This window comes from Rhizobium sp. BK049 (assembly GCF_014193135.1).
GTDB lineage: Bacteria > Pseudomonadota > Alphaproteobacteria > Rhizobiales > Rhizobiaceae > Rhizobium.
This window is the reverse complement of sequence record NZ_JACHYV010000022.1, coordinates 1-19732: the sequence shown is the minus strand read 5'-3', so window position 1 is coordinate 19732 and position 19732 is coordinate 1. Positions and strand designations below refer to the sequence as shown.

Genomic DNA, 19732 nt, shown 5'->3' with positions numbered 1-19732 from the left:
GGTGGGCTTACTGCCAGGCCTCCGGCAATTCACCCTCGACAGGTTTCGCAACGGGCACCTTCCCGAGCAGCTTCGAGAGGCCGCCAACCCGCGCACAAAATCCGTCCAGCGCCGCAAGTGCCACCGTCCCGGCACCGTCCACAGCCTCGTAGCCCGGCATGGCCAAGGGCTCTCCGAATACCATGCCGTCAGGCAGGCGGAATTCCGCCGGTTTGCGCGTCAGGTTGAAAACGAACAGCAGTTTCTCTCCGTCCTTGTCGCGGGTGAAGGCGAGCAGGTCCTGATTTGTGCCGATGAAGGTCATCTCGCCGTCAACAAGCGCAGGGTGGCTCTTCCGGAAGGCGAGCGTCCGGCGGTAGTGGTGCAGCACCGAGTTGTCGCTGTCCTCCTGTGTATCCACGGAAAGCGCAGCTTGCTCGTAAGGCACCGGCAGCCAGCTCTTCTCGGCCGAGGTGAAGCCCGCATGCGCCTTGCCGGCCTCCCAGGGCATCGGCGTGCGGCATCCGTCGCGGCCCTTGAAGGCCGGCCAGAAGCGGATGCCGTAGGGATCGCGCAGATCCTCGAAGGCAAGCTCCGCCTCCGGCAATCCGAGCTCCTCGCCTTGATAAAGGCAAATCGAACCGCGCAGCGCCGCAAGTACGGAGATCGCAAGCTTGGCGATAACAGGCCGCTCCTCTTCCGTCAGCGCGAACCGGCTGACATGGCGCATCACGTCATGATTGGAGAAAGCCCAGCAGACCCAACCGTCGGTCACCGATTTCTGGAAGGCTTCGACGCAGCCGCGGATATGCGCGGCGGTGAAATCAGGCCCCAGCAGATCGAAGGTGTAGCACATGTGCAGCTTGTCGTCGCCACTCGTATAGGCGGCCACCGTCTTCAGCGAGCGAGCGCCGTCGCCGACTTCGCCGACGGTCGTGCGATCTTCATAGCGGTCGAGCAGCGCCCGAAACCGCTTGAGAAAGCTGATATTTTCCGGCTGCGTCTTGTCGTAGAGGTGGTTCTGCATGCCGTAAGGATTGGTGTCGGGCGCATCGAGGCCCCCGTCACTGGTATCGGGCTCATGCGGCGGATTGCTTCGGAGCTGCTTATCGCAGAAATAATAGTTGACCGTGTCCAGCCGGAAGCCGTCGACGCCGCGGTCGAGCCAGAACTTCACCGTCTGCAGCACCGCCTCCTGCACTTCTTCGCTGTGGAAATTGAGGTCAGGCTGCGAAGTCAGGAAATTGTGTTGGTAATATTGCCGGCGCACGCCGTCCCATTCCCAGCCCGGGCCGCCGAAGATCGACAGCCAGTTGTTCGGCGCCGTCCCATCGGGCTTCGGATCGGCCCAGACATACCAGTCCGCCTTCGGATTGCTCCGGCTCGCCCGGCTCTCGACGAACCAGGGATGTCGGTCGGAGGTGTGCGAGATCACCTGGTCGATGATCACTTTGATGCCGAGCCTGTGCGCCTCGGCCATCATCTCGTCGAAATCGGCGAGCGTGCCGAAGATCGGGTCTACGTCGCAATAATCGGAAACGTCGTAACCCATGTCGGCCATCGGAGACTTGAAGAAGGGCGAAAGCCAGATCGCATCGACACCGAGGCTGGCGATATGCGGCAGCCGGCGGGTGATCCCCTTGAGATCGCCGAGCCCATCGCTGTTGGTGTCCTGAAACGAGCGCGGGTAGACCTGATAGATCACCGCTCCGCGCCACCAGTCCGCATTCCCGCCTGCCTGCAATGCCATCGGCTACGTCTCCTGCCTTGTTCGCGCTCGCCACACTAAAGCGGACGAAACAAAAGACAACCATGTGAAGCCGTTATGAATGGAGCCGAAATCGCCGCGACGCTTCGTCGCGATCCCGCAAGAGGGAGACGTATATAGGCTTGTCCACAACCGCAAACCAGCCTCCGGATTTGGGGTTGCAACGCAAAGCCTTTGCGATAAGGTGCGCACTGACCTGCACGTAAGAGGTCGAAAACCGGGAACAGATGTCTAATAAAGGCGCAAAGCCTAGAAAGGTGGACCCACGATGAACAAGTTCACGAAAAAATTTCTCGCCTCCGCAATGCTTGGCACATTGCTGGCGTTTTCGGCGCACGCGGCGACGCTCAACATCCACAATGGTGGCGATCCGCAGTCGCTCGATCCGCAGAAACTTTCCGGCGACTGGGAGAATCGTATTGCCGGCGACATTTTCGAAGGCCTCGTCACCGAAGACGCCAAGGACAATCCGGTGCCTGGCCAGGCCGAAAGCTGGACCATTTCGCCTGACGGCAAGGTCTACACCTTCAAGCTCCGCGACGGCATCAAGTGGTCCGATGGCCAGCCGGTAACGGCAGGAGACTTCGTCTTCGCCTTCCAGCGCCTCGTCGATCCGAAGAACGCCGCCGACTACGCCTATTTGCAGTTCACCATCAAGAACGCCGAAAAGATCAATAAGGGCGAGATCACCGATCTCAGCCAGCTTGGCGTCAAGGCGATCGACGACAAGACGCTCGAAATCATCCTGGAAAATCCGACGCCATACTTCATCAACGCGCTGATGCACTACACCGCCTATCCGCTTCCGAAACATGTCGTCGAGGCGAAGGGCCAGGATTGGGTCAAGATCGGCAACATCGTCACCAACGGCCCCTATAAGCCGGTCGAGTGGGTTCCCGGCTCGCACGTCACAACAGTCAAGAACGACCAGTGGTACGGCACCAAGGACCTGAAGATAGACGGCGCCAAGTTCTTCGTGCTTGAAGACCAGGAAGCGGCGCTGAAACGCTACCGCGCCGGCGAATTCGACATCCTCACCGATTTTCCCACAGACCAGTACGAATGGATGAAGAAGAACCTGCCGGGCCAGGCGCATGTCGCCCCCTTCTCCGGCCTCTATTATTACGTCGTCAACTCGCAGAAGCCTCCTTTCAGCGACAAGCGCGTCCGCCAGGCTCTCTCCATGGCGATCAACCGCGAAGTGATCGGCCCGCAGATCCTCGGCACGGGCGAGCTTCCGGCCTATTCCTGGGTTCCGCCAGGCACTGCCAATTACGGCGAGCCGGCCTATGTCAGCTGGAAGGACCTGCCTTACAAGGACAAGGTCGCCGAGGCCAAGAAGCTGCTTGCCGACGCCGGATTTGGCCCAGATAAGCCGCTCCACGCGGTCCTCAGCTACAATACCAATGACAACCACAAGCGCATCGCCGTCGCGATCGCTTCGATGTGGAAGCCGCTGGGCGTCGATGTCGAGCTCGTCAACGCCGAAACCAAGGTGCATTACGACCAGATGCAGCGCGGCCAGGTGGAAATCGGCCGTGCGGGCTGGCTTGCCGATTACAACGACCCGGACAATTTCCTGAACCTCCTGGTGACGGGCGTGCAGATGAATTACGGCCGCTGGTCCAATCCTGAATATGACAAGCTGATCAAGGACGGCAATGCGCAGACGGACCTCACCAAGCGCGCCGAAATCTTCAAGAAGGCCGAGCAACTGGCGCTTGATGAATCCGCCGCCCTGCCGATCTACTATTACGTCTCGAAGAATGTCGTTTCGCCAAAGATCGAAGGCTTCGTCGACAACATCCAGGACATCCACCGCACGCGCTGGCTGTCGATGAAAGAGTAAGGGAAAACGGTCCTTCCCGCACACTGCGGGAAGGACCGGCCCACGACCATGATCAAATACGCTCTCCGTCGCCTGCTGTCGACGATCCCCGTCATGTGGATCGCCGTGACAGCCTCGTTTTTCGTCCTGCGCCTTGCTCCCGGCGGCCCCTTCGATGGCGAAAGGCCATTGCCGCCGGTCATCCTCAAGAATCTTGCGGCCCACTACAATCTCGACAAGCCGCTGATCCAGCAATACCTGCTCTACGTCGGAGATCTGCTCAAGGGCGATCTCGGCCCCTCGTTCTCCAGTGAGGATTTCAGCGTCGCTCAGCAGATCATGATCGGTCTGCCCTATACCTTCACGATCGGCACGGCTGCTTTCCTGCTCGCCATCCTCGTCGGCGTGACCGTCGGCTGTCTCGGGGCGCTCTATCAGAACAAGACGCCGGACTACATTCTCGGTAGCCTGATCCTGATCGGCGTCGTGCTGCCGAACTTCCTGATCGCGCCGATCCTGCAATTGATCTTCGGCATCCATCTTGCCTGGTTTCCGGTCGGCGGCTGGGGTGACGGCTCGCTCAAATTCCTTGTCCTGCCGATCGTCGTTCTCGCCCTGCCCCATGCCGGACGCATCTCGCGCATAACCCGCGGGTCGATGATCGAAGTGATGAACCAGAACTTCATCCGCACTGCCAAGGCCAAGGGCATCGGCCCGCGGCTGACGGTGATGCGCCACGCGCTGAAGCCCGCCATGATGCCGGTCGTCTCCTATCTCGGACCGGCGGCAAGCTACCTTCTCACCGGCTCGCTGGTTGTCGAGAGCATCTTCGGATTGCCCGGCATCGGCCGCTACTTCGTCAATGCGGCGTTGAACCGCGACTACGGCATGGTTCTCGGAACGGTCATCTTCTACATGGTGCTGATCGTGTTCCTGAACCTTCTCGTCGATATCGCCTATGCGTGGCTCGATCCGAAAGTGAGAAACCGATGATCCTCAATCCCGCAAAACGCGAACTGCTCGCAGAGGAGCTTCTGCAGGCCGAAGGCCTGGCGCCCGAAGGCCGTTCGCTCACCAGGGATGCGCTTCGCCGCCTCGGGCGCAACAAGGCGGCCGTTCTGTCGATCGCCGTCCTCGGGCTCCTGATCCTCGCCGCCTTCCTCGGTCCCTGGTTCATTCCCTTCAACTACGAGGACCCGGATTGGGCCGCGTTCCGCATCCCGCCCTCGATCGAGACCGGCCATTATTTCGGCACCGACCCGAACGGCCGCGACCTTCTCGCCCGCGTGCTCTACGGCACCCGCGTCTCACTGGCCGTGGCGCTGACGGCGACTGTCGTCTCGGTCGTCATCGGCGTACTCTATGGCGCGATATCGGGCTATATCGGCGGGAGGCTGGATGCAATCATGATGCGCTTCGTCGACATCATGTACGCGCTTCCCTACATCCTCTTCGTCATCCTGCTGATGGTGATCTTCGGCCGCAACGTCTATCTGCTCTTTGCCGCGATCGGCGCGCTGGAATGGCTGACAATGGCCCGCATCGTGCGCGGCCAGACGCTGTCGATCAAGCATCGCGAATTCATCGAAGCGGCCCGCGCATCCGGGCAGCGGCCGTTCAAGATCATCGTCAAGCACATCATCCCGAACCTCGTCGGGCCGGTGGTCATTTTTGCGGCGCTGACAGTGCCTGAGATCATCGCCACGGAAAGCTTCCTTTCCTATCTCGGCTTCGGCGTGCAGGAACCGCTGACCTCGCTCGGCACTCTGATCGCGGAAGGGACCGATGCGATGGAAAGCATGCCCTGGCTGCTGATCTTCCCGGCAAGCTTCCTCGTCGCCCTGCTGCTCAGCCTGCTCTTCATCGGAGACGGCCTGCGCGACGCGTTCGACCCGAAGGATCGATAGAATGTTCCAAGAAAAAGACATCCTGCTCGAACTCAAGGATTACTCGATCACCTTCGCAACGCCCGACGGCGAGGTGAAGGCGGTCTCCAACATGAACCTCACGGTGCGGCGCGGCGAGCGCATCGCCATCGTCGGCGAGTCCGGCTCCGGCAAGAGCCAGACCTTCCTCGGCATCATGGGCCTGCTTGCCAAGAACGGCCGGACGGCGGGACAGGCGCTGCTCGAAGGCAAGGACGTGCTGTCGCTGAAACCGCGCGAGCTCGACCAGATCCGCGGCAAGGACATGGCCATGGTCTTCCAGGACCCGATGACAGCGCTGAACCCGTCGCTGAAGATTTCGCGGCAGCTGACGGAACAGTTGGAGGTTCACCGCGGCCTGACGTCGCGCGCCGCTTCGGACGCCGCCCTCGACATGCTCAAACGCGTCGGCATCCCCGACCCGACGCGGCGCTTCCACCTCTATCCGCACGAACTGTCAGGCGGCATGCGTCAGCGCATCGTCATCGCCATGGCGCTGCTCACCAAGCCGAAGCTCCTGATCGCCGACGAGCCGACGACGGCGCTCGACGTGACCATCCAGGCGCAGATCCTCGACCTTTTCAACGATCTGACAGCGGAGATGAACACGGCGCTTGTCATGATCACCCACGATCTTGGCGTCGTTGCCGGTCTCGCCGACCGCGTCGCCGTCATGTATGCCGGCCGCATCGTCGAGGAGGCGCCGGTCGACGAACTCTTCGATAATCCCGCCCATCCTTATACGGCCGCGCTGCATGCCTCGATCCCGCGCCCGGACCAGGATGTCGATGATCTCGTCGTCATCCCCGGCCGCCCGCCGAATCTGCAGCACCTGCCGAAGGGCTGCAATTTTTCGCCGCGCTGTTCGCAGGTCCAGGATGATTGCATCGACCGTCCGCCTTCCCTCGAACCGTTGGCGCCGCGCCACTGTGCGGCCTGCTACCATCCGTTTCCGCGCCGTGAGGAGTTGCTGAACCATGGCTGATCGATCGCTGCTCAGGGTCGAAAACCTCACCACCCAGTTCGAACTGCCGGCGAAAGGCCTCTTCAAGCCGCCGGTCTTCCTCACCGCCGTCAACAATGTCAGCTTCGATCTCGCCGAAGGCCGCACGCTCGGTGTGGTCGGCGAATCCGGCTGCGGTAAATCCACACTCGGCCGGTCCATTCTGCGGCTCTTGAAATCGCAGAAGGGCCGCATCCTCTGGCAGGGCCGCAATCTTCTCGACCTCACGGAGGAGGAAATGCGTGCCGCTCGCCGAGACATGCAGATCATCTTCCAGGATCCGATCGCCTCGCTCGACCCGCGCATGACGGTTGGAGACATCATCGCCGAACCGCTCACTGTCTTCGAACCGAAGCTTTCGAAGGCCGAGCGTACCCAGCGCGTGCGCGAAATCATGGGCGCCGTCGGCCTGGTGCCGGAGATGATCAACCGCTATCCGCACGAATTCTCCGGCGGCCAGGCGCAACGCATCGGCATTGCGCGTGCGATCATCACCAAACCGAAGCTCATTGTCTGTGACGAGCCCGTTTCGGCCCTCGACGTTTCAATTCAGGGCCAGGTCATCACGCTTCTGCGCAGGCTGCGTAGGGAGTTCGGCCTGACGCTGATCTTCATCAGCCACGACCTCTCGGTCGTGCGCCTGATCTCCGATGATGTGCTAGTACTCTATCTCGGCCGCGTGGTGGAATCAGGCGACTGCGCCACTGTCTTCGATCATCCCGCTCACCCCTATACACAGGCGCTGTTTTCCGCCGCACCGATCCCGGATCCGAAGCTTGCGCGCCTGCGCACCCGCATCCGCCTGCAGGGCGATCCGCCCTCGCCGCTCAACCCGCCGAAAGGCTGCGTCTTCTCTCCCCGCTGCTGGAAGGCGACCGACATCTGCCGCACGGAAATGCCGCCGACCGAAGAGGTTCGTCCCGGTCAGAAGGCGGCCTGCTATCATATGGACCGGCCGTGAGTGGAGGCCGCATGAAGCGGCCTTCGCTCGTAACACTTGTCACGTCCCCTTCGCAGTGAATCGGCCAAAACACACATGCGTCGGAATCTATAATCTCCGATAACAAAGATTTAGATGCGCGCATGCTATCCCTGCCTCCGCCCAATCATGGGCTTGGGGAACGCAATATGAAATCGAAACTATCAGGATTGATCGCGCTTGCCGCTGCGATCATCGCCACCTCCGCCGTATCGTCACATGCCGAAGATCTGAAATTCCAGCTCACCAACGGGACCAAGTCCGTCCTGACACGCTTCTACAGTTCGCCGACAGGCGTCAACAGCTGGGAAGAAGACGTGTTCGGAGAGGATGTCCTCAATCCAGGCGAGACCGTGAACATCACCATCGCCGACGGCCGTACCGTCTGCAAATACGACATGCGCTTCGAATTCGACGAAGACTCGGACCTCGACACCACCGAAGACACGCAGGATCTTTGCGCGCTCGGCAGCTACACCATCCACGAATAAACACCTTTCGCGCTCGCCGCCTTCGCTTGCCCGCGAAGGCGGCTTTCGGTTCCTTGTCGCAATGGCGCTTGCAATATCGACGCTTGTCACTCCGCCCGGCTCCGCGTATCAGCGGATGAAGCGTTAATTCGAAGCGATAGAGCGGCCTGTTGCATCAGCGGCGCTCCGACGCCGGGAGGACAAGGTGAACGGAAGACGGTTTCTGTCGATCGGTGAATGCATGGTGGAGCTCTCGCAGGCCGGCGACGGCCTGCTGCGCAAGGGTTTTGCCGGCGATACCTTCAATACCGCCTGGTATGCCCGCGCTTGCCTCGGCCCCGATTGGTCGGTCGATTATTTCACCGCGCTCGGAGACGACGCCATGTCGGACGAGATGGCTGCCTTTATCGCCGGAGCGGGTATCGGCACGAACCTCGTTCGCCGCATCAAGGGCAAGACGCCTGGCCTCTACATGATCAATCTGAAGAACGGCGAACGCTCCTTCAGCTATTGGCGCGACAGTTCGGCTGCCCGCAGCCTGGCTGCCGATCCGGATCATCTGCGCGAGGCGGTGGAAAGCGCTGACATCGTTTATTTCTCCGGCATCACCCTTGCCATCCTGCCGCAGGAGGATGCCGCAACGCTGCTCGCCGAAATCCGCCGCGCCAAGGCAGCCGGCAAGCTCGTGGTTTTCGACCCCAACATCCGTCCACGCCTCTGGTCGAGCTACGACGTGATGCATGCGACGATTAGCGAAGGCGCCCGCTCCTCCGTGCTCGTCATGCCGAGCTTTGACGACGAGGCCGCCCATTTCGGCGACGATTCCATCGAGGCGACCATCCATCGCTACCGCGCGCTGGGTGCTCTCGATGTCGTGGTCAAAAATGGCGCAGACGGCGTTACCTTGAATTTCGGCGGCGAGGAGACCTTCGTGCCGGCCGAAAAGGTCGAGAAGGTCGTCGACACCACCAGCGCCGGCGACAGTTTCAATGGTGCCTTTCTCGCACGATATCTCGAGAGTCAAGACGCGCCGGCCGCTGCGCGCTTCGCCGCAGGCGTTGCGGCTCGCGTCGTCAGTGAGCATGGGGCGTTGATTGCAAGAGAGAAGCTCGGGTTGAGCGGCGCCTGAAGCCCGCGCATGACGACCGTACATATGCCATGCGCGGGCGCTCCCCGCCTTGTCGGCATGCCTCCCCCTTAAGGGATGAAAATCAGGACTTCGTCGGCCGATCTGTCTCGCGAACCGCCTCGTCATGATACCAGCAGCTATCGAGCGCGGCGTCGCAGACATCAGCCGCCTCGCGCTCCATCAGCCTGGCGCGTTCGAACCGGCTTGCGGCCCGCGTCGGCTTGACGGGAAACTGGTAGATCGTCGCGGATTCACGATGGAAACCGGTGGGCATGAGACTCGCCTCCATTCCGTTCGGCGCATCGACATCAGGACCGCGACCATAGCATGATGCACATCCTTTATGCAAATTGCACAAAATAAATGCATGATCTAACTAATGATTGATCCATATGCTGTCTATGGCTGAAGCTTCCGCCTATTTGTTCAACACTTCACCGTTTCAGACTAACGCCCAATTTTTCATCCGGTTCCGAGGCAGAAAACCTCTCTATCCTCCTGATGAATCAATCTTCGATCGTCCAAACGGGCTTCCTTCGAGAAAGGAAAAGCGCGGATTGACTGGCTGATTTACAATTTTTCCTTCGCCCGCGATCAAACTGGCACGCTACGTGCTTCAATAGGTGCATCCCCTGGCGGTCGGATGCGTTTGCGCGCCCAGATCGTCTCCGGGTTTGCTCACCTTCGTCGTATTGAGAGAGTCACGATGACAAAATATAAGCTCGAGTATATTTGGCTCGATGGGTACACCCCGGTACCGAACCTGCGTGGCAAGACGCAGATCAAGGAATTCGACGCCTTCCCGACGCTGGAACAGCTTCCGCTCTGGGGCTTTGACGGATCGTCGACGATGCAGGCCGAAGGCCGCAGCTCCGATTGCGTGCTGAAGCCCGTCGCCATCTATCCCGACCCGGCCCGCACCAACGGCGTTCTCGTCATGTGCGAAGTCATGATGCCCGATGGCGTCACGCCGCACCCGAGCAACGCCCGTGCCACCATCCTCGACGACGAAGATGCCTGGTTCGGCTTCGAGCAGGAATATTTCTTCTACCAGAACGGCCGCCCGCTCGGCTTCCCCGAGCAAGGCTATCCGGCTCCGCAGGGCCCCTACTACACCGGCGTCGGCTATTCGAATGTCGGCGACGTCGCCCGTGAAATCGTCGAAGAGCATCTCGATCTCTGCCTCGCTGCCGGCATCAACCACGAAGGCATCAACGCCGAAGTGGCCAAGGGCCAGTGGGAATTCCAGATTTTCGGCAAGGGCTCCAAGAAGGCTGCCGACCAGATCTGGATGGCACGCTACCTGCTGCAGCGTCTGACCGAAAAATACGGCATCGACATCGAATATCACTGCAAGCCGCTCGGCGACACCGACTGGAATGGCTCGGGCATGCATTGCAACTTCTCGACTAAGTACATGCGCGAAGTCGGCGGCAAGGCCTACTTCGAAGCGCTGATGGCGCAGTTCGAAAAGAACCTGATGGACCACATCAACGTTTACGGTCCTGACAACGACAAGCGCCTGACCGGCAAGCACGAGACGGCTCCGTGGAACAAGTTCTCCTACGGCGTTGCCGATCGTGGCGCTTCGATCCGCGTGCCGCACTCCTTCATCAAGAACGACTACAAGGGCTATCTGGAAGATCGCCGCCCGAACTCCCAGGGCTGCCCCTACCAGATCGCTTCGCAGGTTCTGAAGACGATCTCGGAAGTTCCGCTCGCCGGTTCGGCTTCCGCTGCCGCCTAACCTCCCAAGCGGCGCCGGTCCTCGACCGGCGCCGTGATTCTTTCTGCCTGATGATGATCGGCCGCTGACATATTCGCGCCGATCGGACCGCTAAATGCCTGAAAAGACTGGCAAGCGGCTGTAATATTTCCATCATGGTCATGCCTCAAAATAGACAAGCGGGAATCGCCGTTCCGGAACCCCGCTTTGGGGTTGAGCGTTGACAGATCACTGCAACGCGGATGGAAATCGCGATATGCTGCAACGTCCGGCAAACACTTACAGCGGCGAGAGCTGGGCCAATGCCACCTCGGCCGGCAAACTGCCGGAACGGCTGGTGATCGTCACCGATGCCTGGCATCCGCAGGTCAACGGCGTGGTGCGCTCGATCGAGAACACCAATCGCGAACTGGCAAAGATGGGCGTCGAGGTTGGGATGGTGACGCCGGAGCGTTTCAACAGCATCCCCTGCCCCACTTATCCCGAGATCCGTCTGTCGATCGCCAGTTATCGCCGCATTGCCCGCGAGATCGCAAAGCACAATCCCTCCTACGTGCATATCGCCACCGAAGGGCCGCTCGGGCTCACTGCCCGCCGCTGGTGCCTGAAGAACCGCATGCCGTTTTCGACGAGCTACCACACCCGCTTCCCGGAATATGTCACGGCCCGCCTGCCGATCCCGAAGAGCTGGCTCTATTCCTTCATCCGCTGGTTCCACAATGGCGGCGCCGGCTGCATGGTGGCGACACCGAGCCTTGCGCGTGAACTGTCGGAAAAACGCATCCGCAATCTCATGCCCTGGAGCCGCGGCATCGACGCCGCGCAGTTCCGCCCTATGGCGCTCGAGGAAAAGCCGTTCGGCCTGGCGCGCCCGATCTTCATGACCGTCGGCCGCGTGGCATTAGAAAAGAATCTGCCGGCCTTCCTTGAGCTCGATCTGCCGGGCTCGAAGGTCGTCGTCGGCGATGGGCCGGCGCGCGCCGAGCTCGAAAAGCAATATCCCGATGCTTTCTTCGCCGGCGTGAAGTTCGGCGAGGAGCTGGCGCAAGCCTATGCCCAGGCCGACGTCTTCGTCTTCCCCTCGGTCACCGACACCTTCGGCAACACCATCCTCGAAGCGTTGGCCTCGGGCGTGCCGGTCGCCGCCTACCCGGTGACCGGCCCTCTCGACATCATCGGTGAAGACAGCGAAGTCGGCGCGCTCGACACGGACCTGCGCGCCGCCTGCCTTGCTGCCCTCTCGGCTTCTCGCGAGAAGGCGCATGCTCTCGCCATGCAATATTCCTGGGAAGCGGCGGCGCAGCAGTTCATTAACAACATTCGCGCCGCCAACGGCGTGATCACGCCGAAATGGAAGAAGGCGTGGCAATTTGCCAAGTCGCTTCCAAGAAGCAGAAAGCCCGGCGAAAACGCCGGGCCTCTCCCTTCTGGAGATTGATCGTTCCCTTTTGTGCAGGCCTAGAAGCGTATCGTTCGCGACCACAATCGTGCCGCGGACGGCCGGCGTTAGGGTCGCGCTGTGAGGCGAGAACGGCCAGAGCGTCGGCAGCCTCTGCGAAAAGCTCTTCCTGGAATCACACTCCCGGACCCCATTGCTCGAACGCCTGGAAAGGCGCCGGCTACATCAGGCGCGAGGATGACCAACGCGTGGTCGTGCTTCGGCCGACGGGGGAAGGCAAGCACCTACAAGAAAAAACCATCATCACCGACTGCATCGCCGCCGAGATCGGCCGTGATGCAGTCGATTTCAGCGGGCTGCTATCCGAGATCTTAGCGCTGAGCGAAGCGCTGAATAGAAGCGTGGCTTAGCACCTGCAGATGGCTGCCGCATGGCGCAGGGCTAATGGGCCGCCAATCATTGCAAGCGCGCCCTACGTCCGTCTCTTCTTCGACTCGTACGGATTATCAGGCGAACGGAAATGGATGCGGATCGGCACGCTCGGCATGTCGAAATCGGCGCGTAACCCGTTGATCAGGTAGCGCGTATAGGATTCCGGCAGCGCGTCCGAGCGGGTGCAGGAAATCATGAAGGCCGGCGGACGCGCCTTGACCTGTGTCATGTACTTCAGCTTGATGCGGCGGCCGGAAACAGCCGGTGGCGGATGCTGGATCTGCTGCGTCTCCAGCCAGCGATTGAGCCGCGCCGTCGAAATACGCTTGTTCCAGACCCTGTCCGTATCAATGATCGACTGCATCAGCTTGTCGAGCCCCCAGCCGGTCTGGCCGGAGATCGGCACGGCGCGAATGCCGCGCGCCTGCGGCAGCAACCGGTCGGTCTTTTCGCGGAGATCCGCAAGCACCGCCTGGCGGTCCTCGATCATGTCCCATTTGTTGAAGGCAAGCACGGCCGCGCGGCCCTCACGCAGCACCAGGTCGACAATCTGCAGGTCCTGCTTCTCGAACGGGATTGTCGCATCGAAAACGATGACGACGGTTTCGGCAAAACGGATGGCGCGCAGCGCATCGGCGACCGAAAGTTTTTCCAGCTTCTCCGTCACCCGCGCTTTGCGGCGCATGCCAGCGGTGTCGAACATCTTGATGGTGCGGCCGCGCCAGTCCCATTCGACCGAGATGGAATCGCGGGTGATGCCTGCTTCCGGGCCGGTCAAAAGCCGATCCTCGCCGAGAAAGCGATTGATCAGCGTCGATTTGCCCGCATTTGGCCGGCCGACGATTGCCACTCGCAGCGGCTTGGTCTCGTCATAAGCTGGCTCTTCGTCCTCGTCCTCACCCTCATCAGCCGAGTGGGGAATATCGACGTCCGTGACGGCAACATCCTCCTTGGCATAGGCCCTGTCCTTGCCAATCGCCTCGACGATCGCGTCGCGCAGATCGAGCATGCCTTGCCCGTGCTCGGCCGAAATCGGCGTCGGCTCGCCCAGCCCCAGTGTATAGGCGTCATAGAAGCCGCTGTCGGAGCCGCGCGCTTCGGATTTGTTGGCGACGAGCACGACCGGCTTGCCGCGCCGGCGCAGCATTTCGGCAAGCGCGGTATCGACCGGTGTCAGCCCGTTCTTGGCGTCGACGACGAAAAGCGAAAGATCGGCCTCGTCGATTGCCGCTTCGGTCTGCGCGCGCATGCGGCCCTGCAGGCTCTCCTCGTCGGCTTCTTCCAGACCGGCCGTGTCAATAATCGTAAAGGTCAGCCCCATCAGCCGCGCATCACCCGGCCGGCGGTCGCGCGTCACGCCGGGTGTATCATCGACGAGCGCAAGCTTCTTGCCCACCAGACGGTTGAAAAGCGTCGACTTGCCGACATTCGGACGACCGACGATGGCGACCGTGAAACTCATTCTTTTTCCTTAAAACTCAGCCCTGCGCGGCGGGCGCCTTGCCGGATGCGGTAATGAGATCAAGCATCATCTGAGCCCGATTGGCAACAGGACGCGGGCTGCCGGTGTCGTCGACAATCGATTGGAACCATTGCCGCGCTTGCGCCATGTTGCCGGCCTTGTAGGCGGCCAGACCGAGTGCTTCGCGCGCCGAATGACGGAAGGCGTTACTCGGCACGGCCATTTCTTCGATCGCGGCCGAAACCTGCTCATAGGAACCGTTCTCGATCAGCAGCCAGCCCGCACGCATTTTGGCGACATCGCGCACGGCAGCCGGCACGCCGTTGTCTTTGCCGATCTCGTTGAAGGCGGCGATTGCAGCAGCAGCATCGCCCTTCTGCGCCTGGACGGTCGCGGCCCGCATGCGCGCCAGCACCGGATAGGCGCCATGGCCTTCCTTTTCCAGCTTTTCAAGCGCGGCCAGCGCCTCGTCGTTCTTGTTCTCGTCGGCAAGCTTCATCGCCGCCAAAAACTGGTCGCCGGCGCCGGAGGAGCGGGTATCATCCCAATATTCGTAGAGAACCTTGCCGGCGGTGCCGGCGACGATCAGGATGGCGACGACAATAATATAGCGGCCGAACCGGCGCCAGGCGCCCTTCATCTGGTCGGACCGCAATTCCTCATTGACCTCACGGATGAAGCTGTCGTCGTTAAATGCCATTCTCGTCTCCGGCCGCGGAAATACCCATAACTTTGCGCAAAATGCGCATTGCCCGGCCTTCTACTCCATTTTGCCGCCGTTGTAAGGGGGATGTGAAAGATTCGTCACGTAGCGAGCGGTGAAACGCCGATCAGCCATTCGTGCAGCTTCCAGATGGTCAGAGCCCAGACGACGATGCCAATGAGGACGGCATAGAGGTCGTACTTGGCCGAGACGAAGGGCCTTAGCGTGATTTCGCCCGCCCGCTCGCGGCGCTTGAGCGAAATGCGCACGATCACGCCCCAGGCAAGAAACGCCCCAAACAGCAGGACCGACGACGTCTCGCCATTGGCGAGCAGATGCGCCAGCGCCCAGATCTTCACCGACAGCACCATCGGATGTTTGGTCTTGGTAGCTATATGCCCCGCCGGCAGCAGCGAGGCGACGAGACAGATCATCGCGATCAGCATCAGCGTGATGGCGATATGCGCCGTCCACACTGGCGGATTGTAAAGCATGCCGGTCACCTGCCGCGCCTGGCCGAAACCGTAGATCAGGAGGATCAGCGTGAGAATGCTCGCGATCGAATACCCGGCCCGCCAACCCTTCTCGCCGAGGCTTGCGATCATCGAGCGGCGCAGGCCAGGAGCCACCACCCGCACCAGATGCACACCGAGAAAAAGTATGATGCCGATGATAAGCAGTACCATTGCGGTCCCTTCCGTGCAGTTTGACATTGCTTAGCGGCTGGCGGGAAAAAATGCCAGTTGTGACCGCAGCTTCGCCGCAATTCTATCGGAGGGAAACCGCGAACAAATTGTCGCGGTGCCCATGTCTCGTCCTCTTCTCGCCACCTGTCTGGTCGCCTCCCTCGTTCTTCCCGCGGCGGCAAAGGCGGCCGACCTGCCGAAGCAACTCGTCATCATCTCTTTCGACGGCGCCCATGACAACGCGCTCTGGCTGAAGAGCCGCGAGATGGCGGCGAAGAACGGCGCCCACTTCACTTATTTCCTTTCCTGCACCTTCCTGATGAACGAGGCGGCGAAGAGAGCCTACCAGGCGCCGCACCAGAAACGCGGCAAATCCAATGTCGGTTTTGCCCAGAGTGACGACGAGATTCGCGAGCGCCTCGGCAATATCTGGCATGCACATCTTGGAGGGCACGACATAGCAAGCCATGCCTGCGGCCATTTTGACGGCCGCCTCTGGAGCGCAGCCGACTGGTCAGCCGAATACGCGATCTTCCATGCTACGTTGAAAAATGCCTGGAAGAGCGTCGGCCTCGAAGAACCCGCCGGCTGGCAGGATCTGGTCGACCATGGCATCAAAGGCTTTCGCGCCCCCTATCTCTCGGCGACGGCGGGCGCCGACATGATCGCCGCCGAAAAGAAGGCGGGCTTCACCTATGACGCAAGCCTCGTGACCAAAGGCCCGGCGATGCCTGTCGAGGAAGACGGCATCCTCCGCTTCGGCCTCCCCCTGATTCCCGAAGGCCCCAGCGAAAAGCCGGTCATCGGCATGGACTACAACCTCTTCGTTCGCCATTCCAAGGGTCAGGAGGACAGCGCGGATACGAAGGCATTCGAGGACCGCGCCTACGCCGCCTTCTCCCAGGTTTTCGACAGCCAGTATAACGGCGACCGCATCCCCCTCCAGCTCGGCTTCCATTTCGTCGAAATGAACGGCGGCGCCTACTGGCGCGCGCTTGACCGCCTGGTCAGCGACGTCTGCCATCGGGCGGATGTGGCCTGCGTCAGCTATTCGGAAGCGATCCCGATGATCGAAGCACGCGGGAAACTGCAGCAGACGTCAGGGCTCTGACGGGCGCCTTTTGAGAACGACCGGGGGTGCCGTGTAGCCCCCTCATCCGCCCTAACGGGCACCTTCTCCCCGCTGGGGAGAAGGGGGTATCGAGATGTCGCCGGATATGTTCTCAAGAAATGGATAATCACGAGGGGCTGCCTCGAGTCCCTTCTCCCCCCGGGGAGAAGGTGCCGGCAGGCGGATGAGGGGGCCGCACACGCCGACGTTTTCGATCAGGGGCAGGCTCTACCCATCAACCATCCGCATGCACGACACCCGCCTCTCGTTCCAGATAGTGCCGATCGATGGCCGGCAACGGCTCGTCGTCGATGGCCGCCTCGAATGCCTTGAGGCGCTTGTGAATGGAGAGCAGCTCGATGATCGTCGTCCAAGAATTGACCAGATACTGGAACGAGTTGCTGACTTGGCCGAAGGCCGTCGAGATCTGCTGGAAGATACCGTAAGTGATCGTCCCGGCCACGATCGTCGGCACCAGCATGAAGATCACGAAGAGCGCGTCCGCCTGAATGTAGAAATAGCGGGCGACATTGAAATACATGTAGTGGAAATACATGCGGAAATAGTTGCGCCGTACGTTGTTGAAAAGCTCCCTCACCGTCAGCGGCTGCGCCCGGTCCGCATGATCCTCGCCGTAGACGAGTTCCTTGCGATAGGCGGCTTCGACGCGCTGATTGCGGAAGTTCAGGCCCGGCAGCTTGATACCGGCGACCGCCAGAAGCAACGTGCCGAATGCCGACCAGAAGAGCGCCAACCAGAAGAGCGAATTCGCCAGCGGTCCGATGACCGGTAGTTCGGTCACATAATGCGACAGCGCCAGAAGGATCGGAAGGAAGACCACAAGCGTCATCACCGAATTGATGAGGCTGATGCCGAGACCTTCGAGCGTACTCGAAAAACGCATAGTGTCTTCCTGCACGCGCTGTGAAGCGCCTTCGATGTGACGCAGCTTTTCCCACTTCGACATATAGAAATCGTTCATCGCGGCGCGCCAGCGGAAGATGTAGTGGCTCGTGAAGAAGTCGGTCATGATCGACACGAACATGCTGAGGAACGCGATCTGACAGAAGACCCACATCAGGCTGTAGAAATTATCCACTGAAATGCCCGGCTGCTTCGACAAGGCGTTCTGCAGAAGATCGCCGAACGGCCGGCGCCAATTGTTGATCACGACCGTGATCTGCACGCCGAAATAGGTCACGAAAATGATGAGCGCCGAACCCCAGATCGACCACAGCTTCCAGGGATGATTGCGCGCTATCAGATGCCAGGCGCCGCAGAAGATCAGCGCTGAGAGAAAGAAATAGCTGTAGAACCAGACATTTTCGGGCAGCAAGAAGAAGGAAAGATCGATCGGCTGCTGCTCTTCGGGAACCGGCGCAAAGCCAAGCGACGCGCCGAGACCGGCCGCGAAGAAATACCAGCCCAATATTGAAATCAGCGTCCAGACGACAAGCGAAATGAAGAAAGGTTTCGGCTGGGGAAAGAAGGAATGAAACACGGGGGGCTTTGCTTTCCTGAACTGTGAGTCTCGGGAGTGTCGGAACACTGATTGTGCCGGAAACTACGGCAGTTCGAAGGAAGCAGCAATGGGTTTGGCCGATTGTTACGCAGATGTAACCGGTTAGGCGATTTTCCTGACGACGGGCATTACGAGCGCCGCGCAGACAAGAAGTGCTGCGGCAGCGATCACCGTCGGCAGGGTAAAGCTGCCCGAGCGTTCGGCAATCCAGCCGGCAACAATCGGCCCGACGATCTGGCCGACGCCGAAGGCAGCCGTCATCATCGCCAGGATCCGCCGCGGACTCTCTGGGGAAAGCTTGCGGCCGATCTGCAGCCCGTAGGCAGTGATCGCAAGGAACGTCGCCCCGAACAGCGCCCCGCCGATCAGCGGCGCGACCGAGGGCGGCAGCGCTACGGTTGCGAGCACACCGGCGGCCTCGATGAGAAGCGCCGCGACATAGACGCCGCCGAGCCCAAGCGGCCTCACCAGCGGCTTCCAGGCGAAGAGGGCAATCGCCGACGTCACCCCGGCGATAAACCAGCAGAGAAACTCGATGAAAGCTCCCGTCGCAGATAGCCGCGCGATGGTGACGAGAAACGTTGCCGTGATGACGTAGCCGAAGCCGAACAGGCCGTAGGAGAGCGTGACAAGCACCATCGGCCGACTCCAGTTGAGCGCCGGTTCCTTGCCCGTTCGCGCTGTTTGTGCCGGCGCCGTGGGCAAGAGCCACCAGACCACGGCGAGACTTGCCGCGCAATACAGCGCTCCGCCGATCCAATCGGCGCGCCAGCCGCCCGGCTCATCGTGAAAGCCAAGACCAATCAGGAGCACCATGACCGACGAAAGCGCAATGCCCGCTCCAGGCCCGCCGAAATGCGCCGCCTGCACATGGTCGTTGCCGGCAGCAGCACCGTGGCTCAGCACGATCGACGAAGTGAAGACCATCGCAAAAGCGCTGGCGAGACCGGCGAGGAACCGGATGACGGCAAAGACCGCAACGGAATCGGTGGCGGCCATTGCGGCGAGCAGGATTGCGTTGGCCAGCAATGCTGCAAGCGCCACCAGCCGTTCGCGCCCCGCCGCCCAGCCATAGGCCGCCAGCACGGCGCCGACGAGATAGCCGACGAAATTCGCCGACGCAATAGAACCGGCATCGGCCGCAGAAAGCGGCACGCCGCTCATCATGCCGGGCAGGATCGGCGTGTAGGAGAAGCGCCCGAAGCCCATGGCCGCCGCCATGGCTACGGCGCCGGCGGCGGCCGTCGAAACTAAGTTTGGTAAAGAATGGGGTGGGCGAGAAAGCATGCAGCGCTTATCGCCCTGCAGCACCGGCATCGCAAACGACTATTTCTGATTGATTGATCAATTCTGCGAAAGTCGATGGATGAGGTGAGCGCTCCGAGTTCGATGGATGCAAGGAGCGGCGTTGCGGCGTGCTTCGAGGCTTCGCCCTATGGGCTGCGCACCTCAGCATGAGCGGCTTTGAAGGATGCCGCGCTTATGACCGCGGGCGCAGGAATATGGGCACAGCCTCCAAGAGAGCCTTATCCTTGTACGTTGCCGTTGGTGTATAAACGGGCTGCGCGACGGGGATGCGTGTCATCCTTGGGTTTCGAACTCGTGCCTCA

At 60.9% G+C, this 19732-nt stretch carries 17 protein-coding genes and 1 pseudogene; 11 read left to right on the top strand and 7 right to left on the bottom strand.

Annotated elements, in window-relative coordinates; genetic code table 11:
- Positions 1–7 precede the first annotated feature (7 nt).
- Positions 8–1729, bottom strand: coding sequence for an alpha-glucosidase (locus FHT70_RS21310; protein ID WP_183704665.1), 1722 nt, complete (start codon positions 1727–1729; stop codon positions 8–10).
- 286 nt (positions 1730–2015) lie between these two features.
- On the opposite strand from FHT70_RS21310, the gene FHT70_RS21305 reads away from it, so the two are divergent.
- The 7 genes from FHT70_RS21305 to FHT70_RS21275 all read left to right on the top strand — a co-directional run bounded on the left by FHT70_RS21305 (position 2016) and on the right by FHT70_RS21275 (position 9081).
- On the top strand, positions 2016–3596 hold the full coding sequence (locus FHT70_RS21305; RefSeq protein WP_183704663.1) for a peptide ABC transporter substrate-binding protein: 1581 nt from the start codon (positions 2016–2018) through the stop codon (positions 3594–3596).
- Positions 3597–3644: 48 nt separating this feature from the next.
- Positions 3645–4568 carry an ABC transporter permease subunit gene (locus FHT70_RS21300; RefSeq protein WP_183704661.1) on the top strand — a complete coding sequence of 308 codons (924 nt, stop codon included), beginning with the start codon at positions 3645–3647 and terminating at the stop codon, positions 4566–4568.
- Positions 4565–5482, top strand: a complete 918-nt coding sequence (locus tag FHT70_RS21295; protein WP_085778968.1) for an ABC transporter permease subunit — start codon at positions 4565–4567, stop codon at positions 5480–5482. Before FHT70_RS21300 ends, FHT70_RS21295 begins: the two co-directional genes overlap by 4 nt.
- A gap of 1 nt (position 5483) precedes the next feature.
- Positions 5484–6485 (top strand): ABC transporter ATP-binding protein, encoded by a 1002-nt coding sequence (locus tag FHT70_RS21290; RefSeq protein ID WP_183704659.1) that lies wholly within the window; start codon positions 5484–5486, stop codon positions 6483–6485.
- Entirely contained in the window at positions 6478–7464 is a 987-nt protein-coding gene (locus FHT70_RS21285) for an oligopeptide/dipeptide ABC transporter ATP-binding protein (protein ID WP_183704657.1), read from the top strand. The genes FHT70_RS21290 and FHT70_RS21285 overlap by 8 nt, the downstream gene beginning before the upstream one ends.
- A 167-nt stretch (positions 7465–7631) precedes the next feature.
- Positions 7632–7973: a hypothetical protein gene (locus FHT70_RS21280; RefSeq protein WP_011426337.1), complete on the top strand. Its 342-nt coding sequence runs from the start codon at positions 7632–7634 to the stop codon at positions 7971–7973.
- A gap of 184 nt (positions 7974–8157) precedes the next feature.
- Positions 8158–9081: a sugar kinase gene (locus tag FHT70_RS21275; protein ID WP_183704655.1), complete on the top strand. Its 924-nt coding sequence runs from the start codon at positions 8158–8160 to the stop codon at positions 9079–9081.
- 82 nt (positions 9082–9163) lie between these two features.
- On the opposite strand, the gene gstI is transcribed toward FHT70_RS21275, so the two are convergent.
- Positions 9164–9355, bottom strand: a complete 192-nt coding sequence (gene gstI / locus FHT70_RS21270) for a glutamine synthetase translation inhibitor GstI (RefSeq protein ID WP_097597128.1) — start codon at positions 9353–9355, stop codon at positions 9164–9166.
- A 432-nt stretch (positions 9356–9787) separates the two neighbouring features.
- Between gstI and FHT70_RS21265 the strand changes: the two genes are divergently transcribed.
- The 3 genes and pseudogenes from FHT70_RS21265 to FHT70_RS30725 form a co-directional block, all read left to right on the top strand.
- The gene (locus FHT70_RS21265; protein ID WP_011426340.1) at positions 9788–10828 is read left to right on the top strand and encodes a glutamine synthetase beta-grasp domain-containing protein; all 1041 of its coding nucleotides are present in this window, start codon (positions 9788–9790) and stop codon (positions 10826–10828) included.
- 235 nt (positions 10829–11063) lie between these two features.
- The gene (locus tag FHT70_RS21260; RefSeq protein ID WP_183704653.1) at positions 11064–12245 is read left to right on the top strand and encodes a glycosyltransferase family 1 protein; all 1182 of its coding nucleotides are present in this window, start codon (positions 11064–11066) and stop codon (positions 12243–12245) included.
- Between the two features lie 73 nt (positions 12246–12318).
- A pseudogene (locus FHT70_RS30725) lies at positions 12319–12616 on the top strand (MarR family transcriptional regulator); the annotation flags it as partial.
- 62 nt (positions 12617–12678) lie between these two features.
- Here FHT70_RS30725 and der read toward each other — a convergent pair.
- The 3 genes from der to FHT70_RS21240 all read right to left on the bottom strand — a co-directional run bounded on the left by der (position 12679) and on the right by FHT70_RS21240 (position 15489).
- Positions 12679–14100 carry a ribosome biogenesis GTPase Der gene (gene der, locus FHT70_RS21250; RefSeq protein WP_064804199.1) on the bottom strand — a complete coding sequence of 474 codons (1422 nt, stop codon included), beginning with the start codon at positions 14098–14100 and terminating at the stop codon, positions 12679–12681.
- Positions 14101–14116: 16 nt separating this feature from the next.
- Complete coding sequence (locus FHT70_RS21245; protein ID WP_085778974.1) at positions 14117–14800, bottom strand: tetratricopeptide repeat protein; 684 nt, start codon at positions 14798–14800, stop codon at positions 14117–14119.
- A gap of 104 nt (positions 14801–14904) precedes the next feature.
- On the bottom strand, positions 14905–15489 hold the full coding sequence (locus FHT70_RS21240; RefSeq protein ID WP_183704649.1) for an NnrU family protein: 585 nt from the start codon (positions 15487–15489) through the stop codon (positions 14905–14907).
- A 121-nt stretch (positions 15490–15610) separates the two neighbouring features.
- Here FHT70_RS21240 and FHT70_RS21235 point away from each other — a divergent pair, with 121 nt between their 5' ends.
- Positions 15611–16600, top strand: a complete 990-nt coding sequence (locus FHT70_RS21235) for a polysaccharide deacetylase (protein ID WP_183704647.1) — start codon at positions 15611–15613, stop codon at positions 16598–16600.
- Positions 16601–16835: 235 nt separating this feature from the next.
- Here the strand turns inward: FHT70_RS21235 and sbmA are convergent, their stop codons facing one another.
- A complete protein-coding gene (gene sbmA, locus FHT70_RS21230; protein WP_085778978.1) occupies positions 16836–18101 on the bottom strand; it encodes a peptide antibiotic transporter SbmA in 1266 nt (421 codons plus the stop codon).
- Between the two features lie 123 nt (positions 18102–18224).
- Positions 18225–19439: a YbfB/YjiJ family MFS transporter gene (locus tag FHT70_RS21225; RefSeq protein ID WP_183704645.1), complete on the bottom strand. Its 1215-nt coding sequence runs from the start codon at positions 19437–19439 to the stop codon at positions 18225–18227.
- Between the last annotated feature and the right edge of the window lie 293 nt (positions 19440–19732).

Coding starts and splice junctions, on each gene's coding strand:
- gstI (WP_097597128.1), bottom strand. CDS start 9,355: ATGCCCACCGGTTTCCATCGTGAATCCGCGACGATCTACCAGTTTCCC.
- FHT70_RS21280 (WP_011426337.1), top strand. CDS start 7,632: ATGAAATCGAAACTATCAGGATTGATCGCGCTTGCCGCTGCGATCATC.
- FHT70_RS21310 (WP_183704665.1), bottom strand. CDS start 1,729: ATGGCATTGCAGGCAGGCGGGAATGCGGACTGGTGGCGCGGAGCGGTG.
- FHT70_RS21300 (WP_183704661.1), top strand. CDS start 3,645: ATGATCAAATACGCTCTCCGTCGCCTGCTGTCGACGATCCCCGTCATG.
- der (WP_064804199.1), bottom strand. CDS start 14,100: ATGAGTTTCACGGTCGCCATCGTCGGTCGTCCGAATGTCGGCAAGTCG.
- FHT70_RS21285 (WP_183704657.1), top strand. CDS start 6,478: ATGGCTGATCGATCGCTGCTCAGGGTCGAAAACCTCACCACCCAGTTC.
- FHT70_RS21265 (WP_011426340.1), top strand. CDS start 9,788: ATGACAAAATATAAGCTCGAGTATATTTGGCTCGATGGGTACACCCCG.
- FHT70_RS21290 (WP_183704659.1), top strand. CDS start 5,484: ATGTTCCAAGAAAAAGACATCCTGCTCGAACTCAAGGATTACTCGATC.
- FHT70_RS21240 (WP_183704649.1), bottom strand. CDS start 15,489: ATGGTACTGCTTATCATCGGCATCATACTTTTTCTCGGTGTGCATCTG.
- FHT70_RS21260 (WP_183704653.1), top strand. CDS start 11,064: ATGCTGCAACGTCCGGCAAACACTTACAGCGGCGAGAGCTGGGCCAAT.
- FHT70_RS21305 (WP_183704663.1), top strand. CDS start 2,016: ATGAACAAGTTCACGAAAAAATTTCTCGCCTCCGCAATGCTTGGCACA.
- FHT70_RS21295 (WP_085778968.1), top strand. CDS start 4,565: ATGATCCTCAATCCCGCAAAACGCGAACTGCTCGCAGAGGAGCTTCTG.
- FHT70_RS21235 (WP_183704647.1), top strand. CDS start 15,611: ATGTCTCGTCCTCTTCTCGCCACCTGTCTGGTCGCCTCCCTCGTTCTT.
- FHT70_RS21225 (WP_183704645.1), bottom strand. CDS start 19,439: ATGCCGGTGCTGCAGGGCGATAAGCGCTGCATGCTTTCTCGCCCACCC.
- FHT70_RS21245 (WP_085778974.1), bottom strand. CDS start 14,800: ATGGCATTTAACGACGACAGCTTCATCCGTGAGGTCAATGAGGAATTG.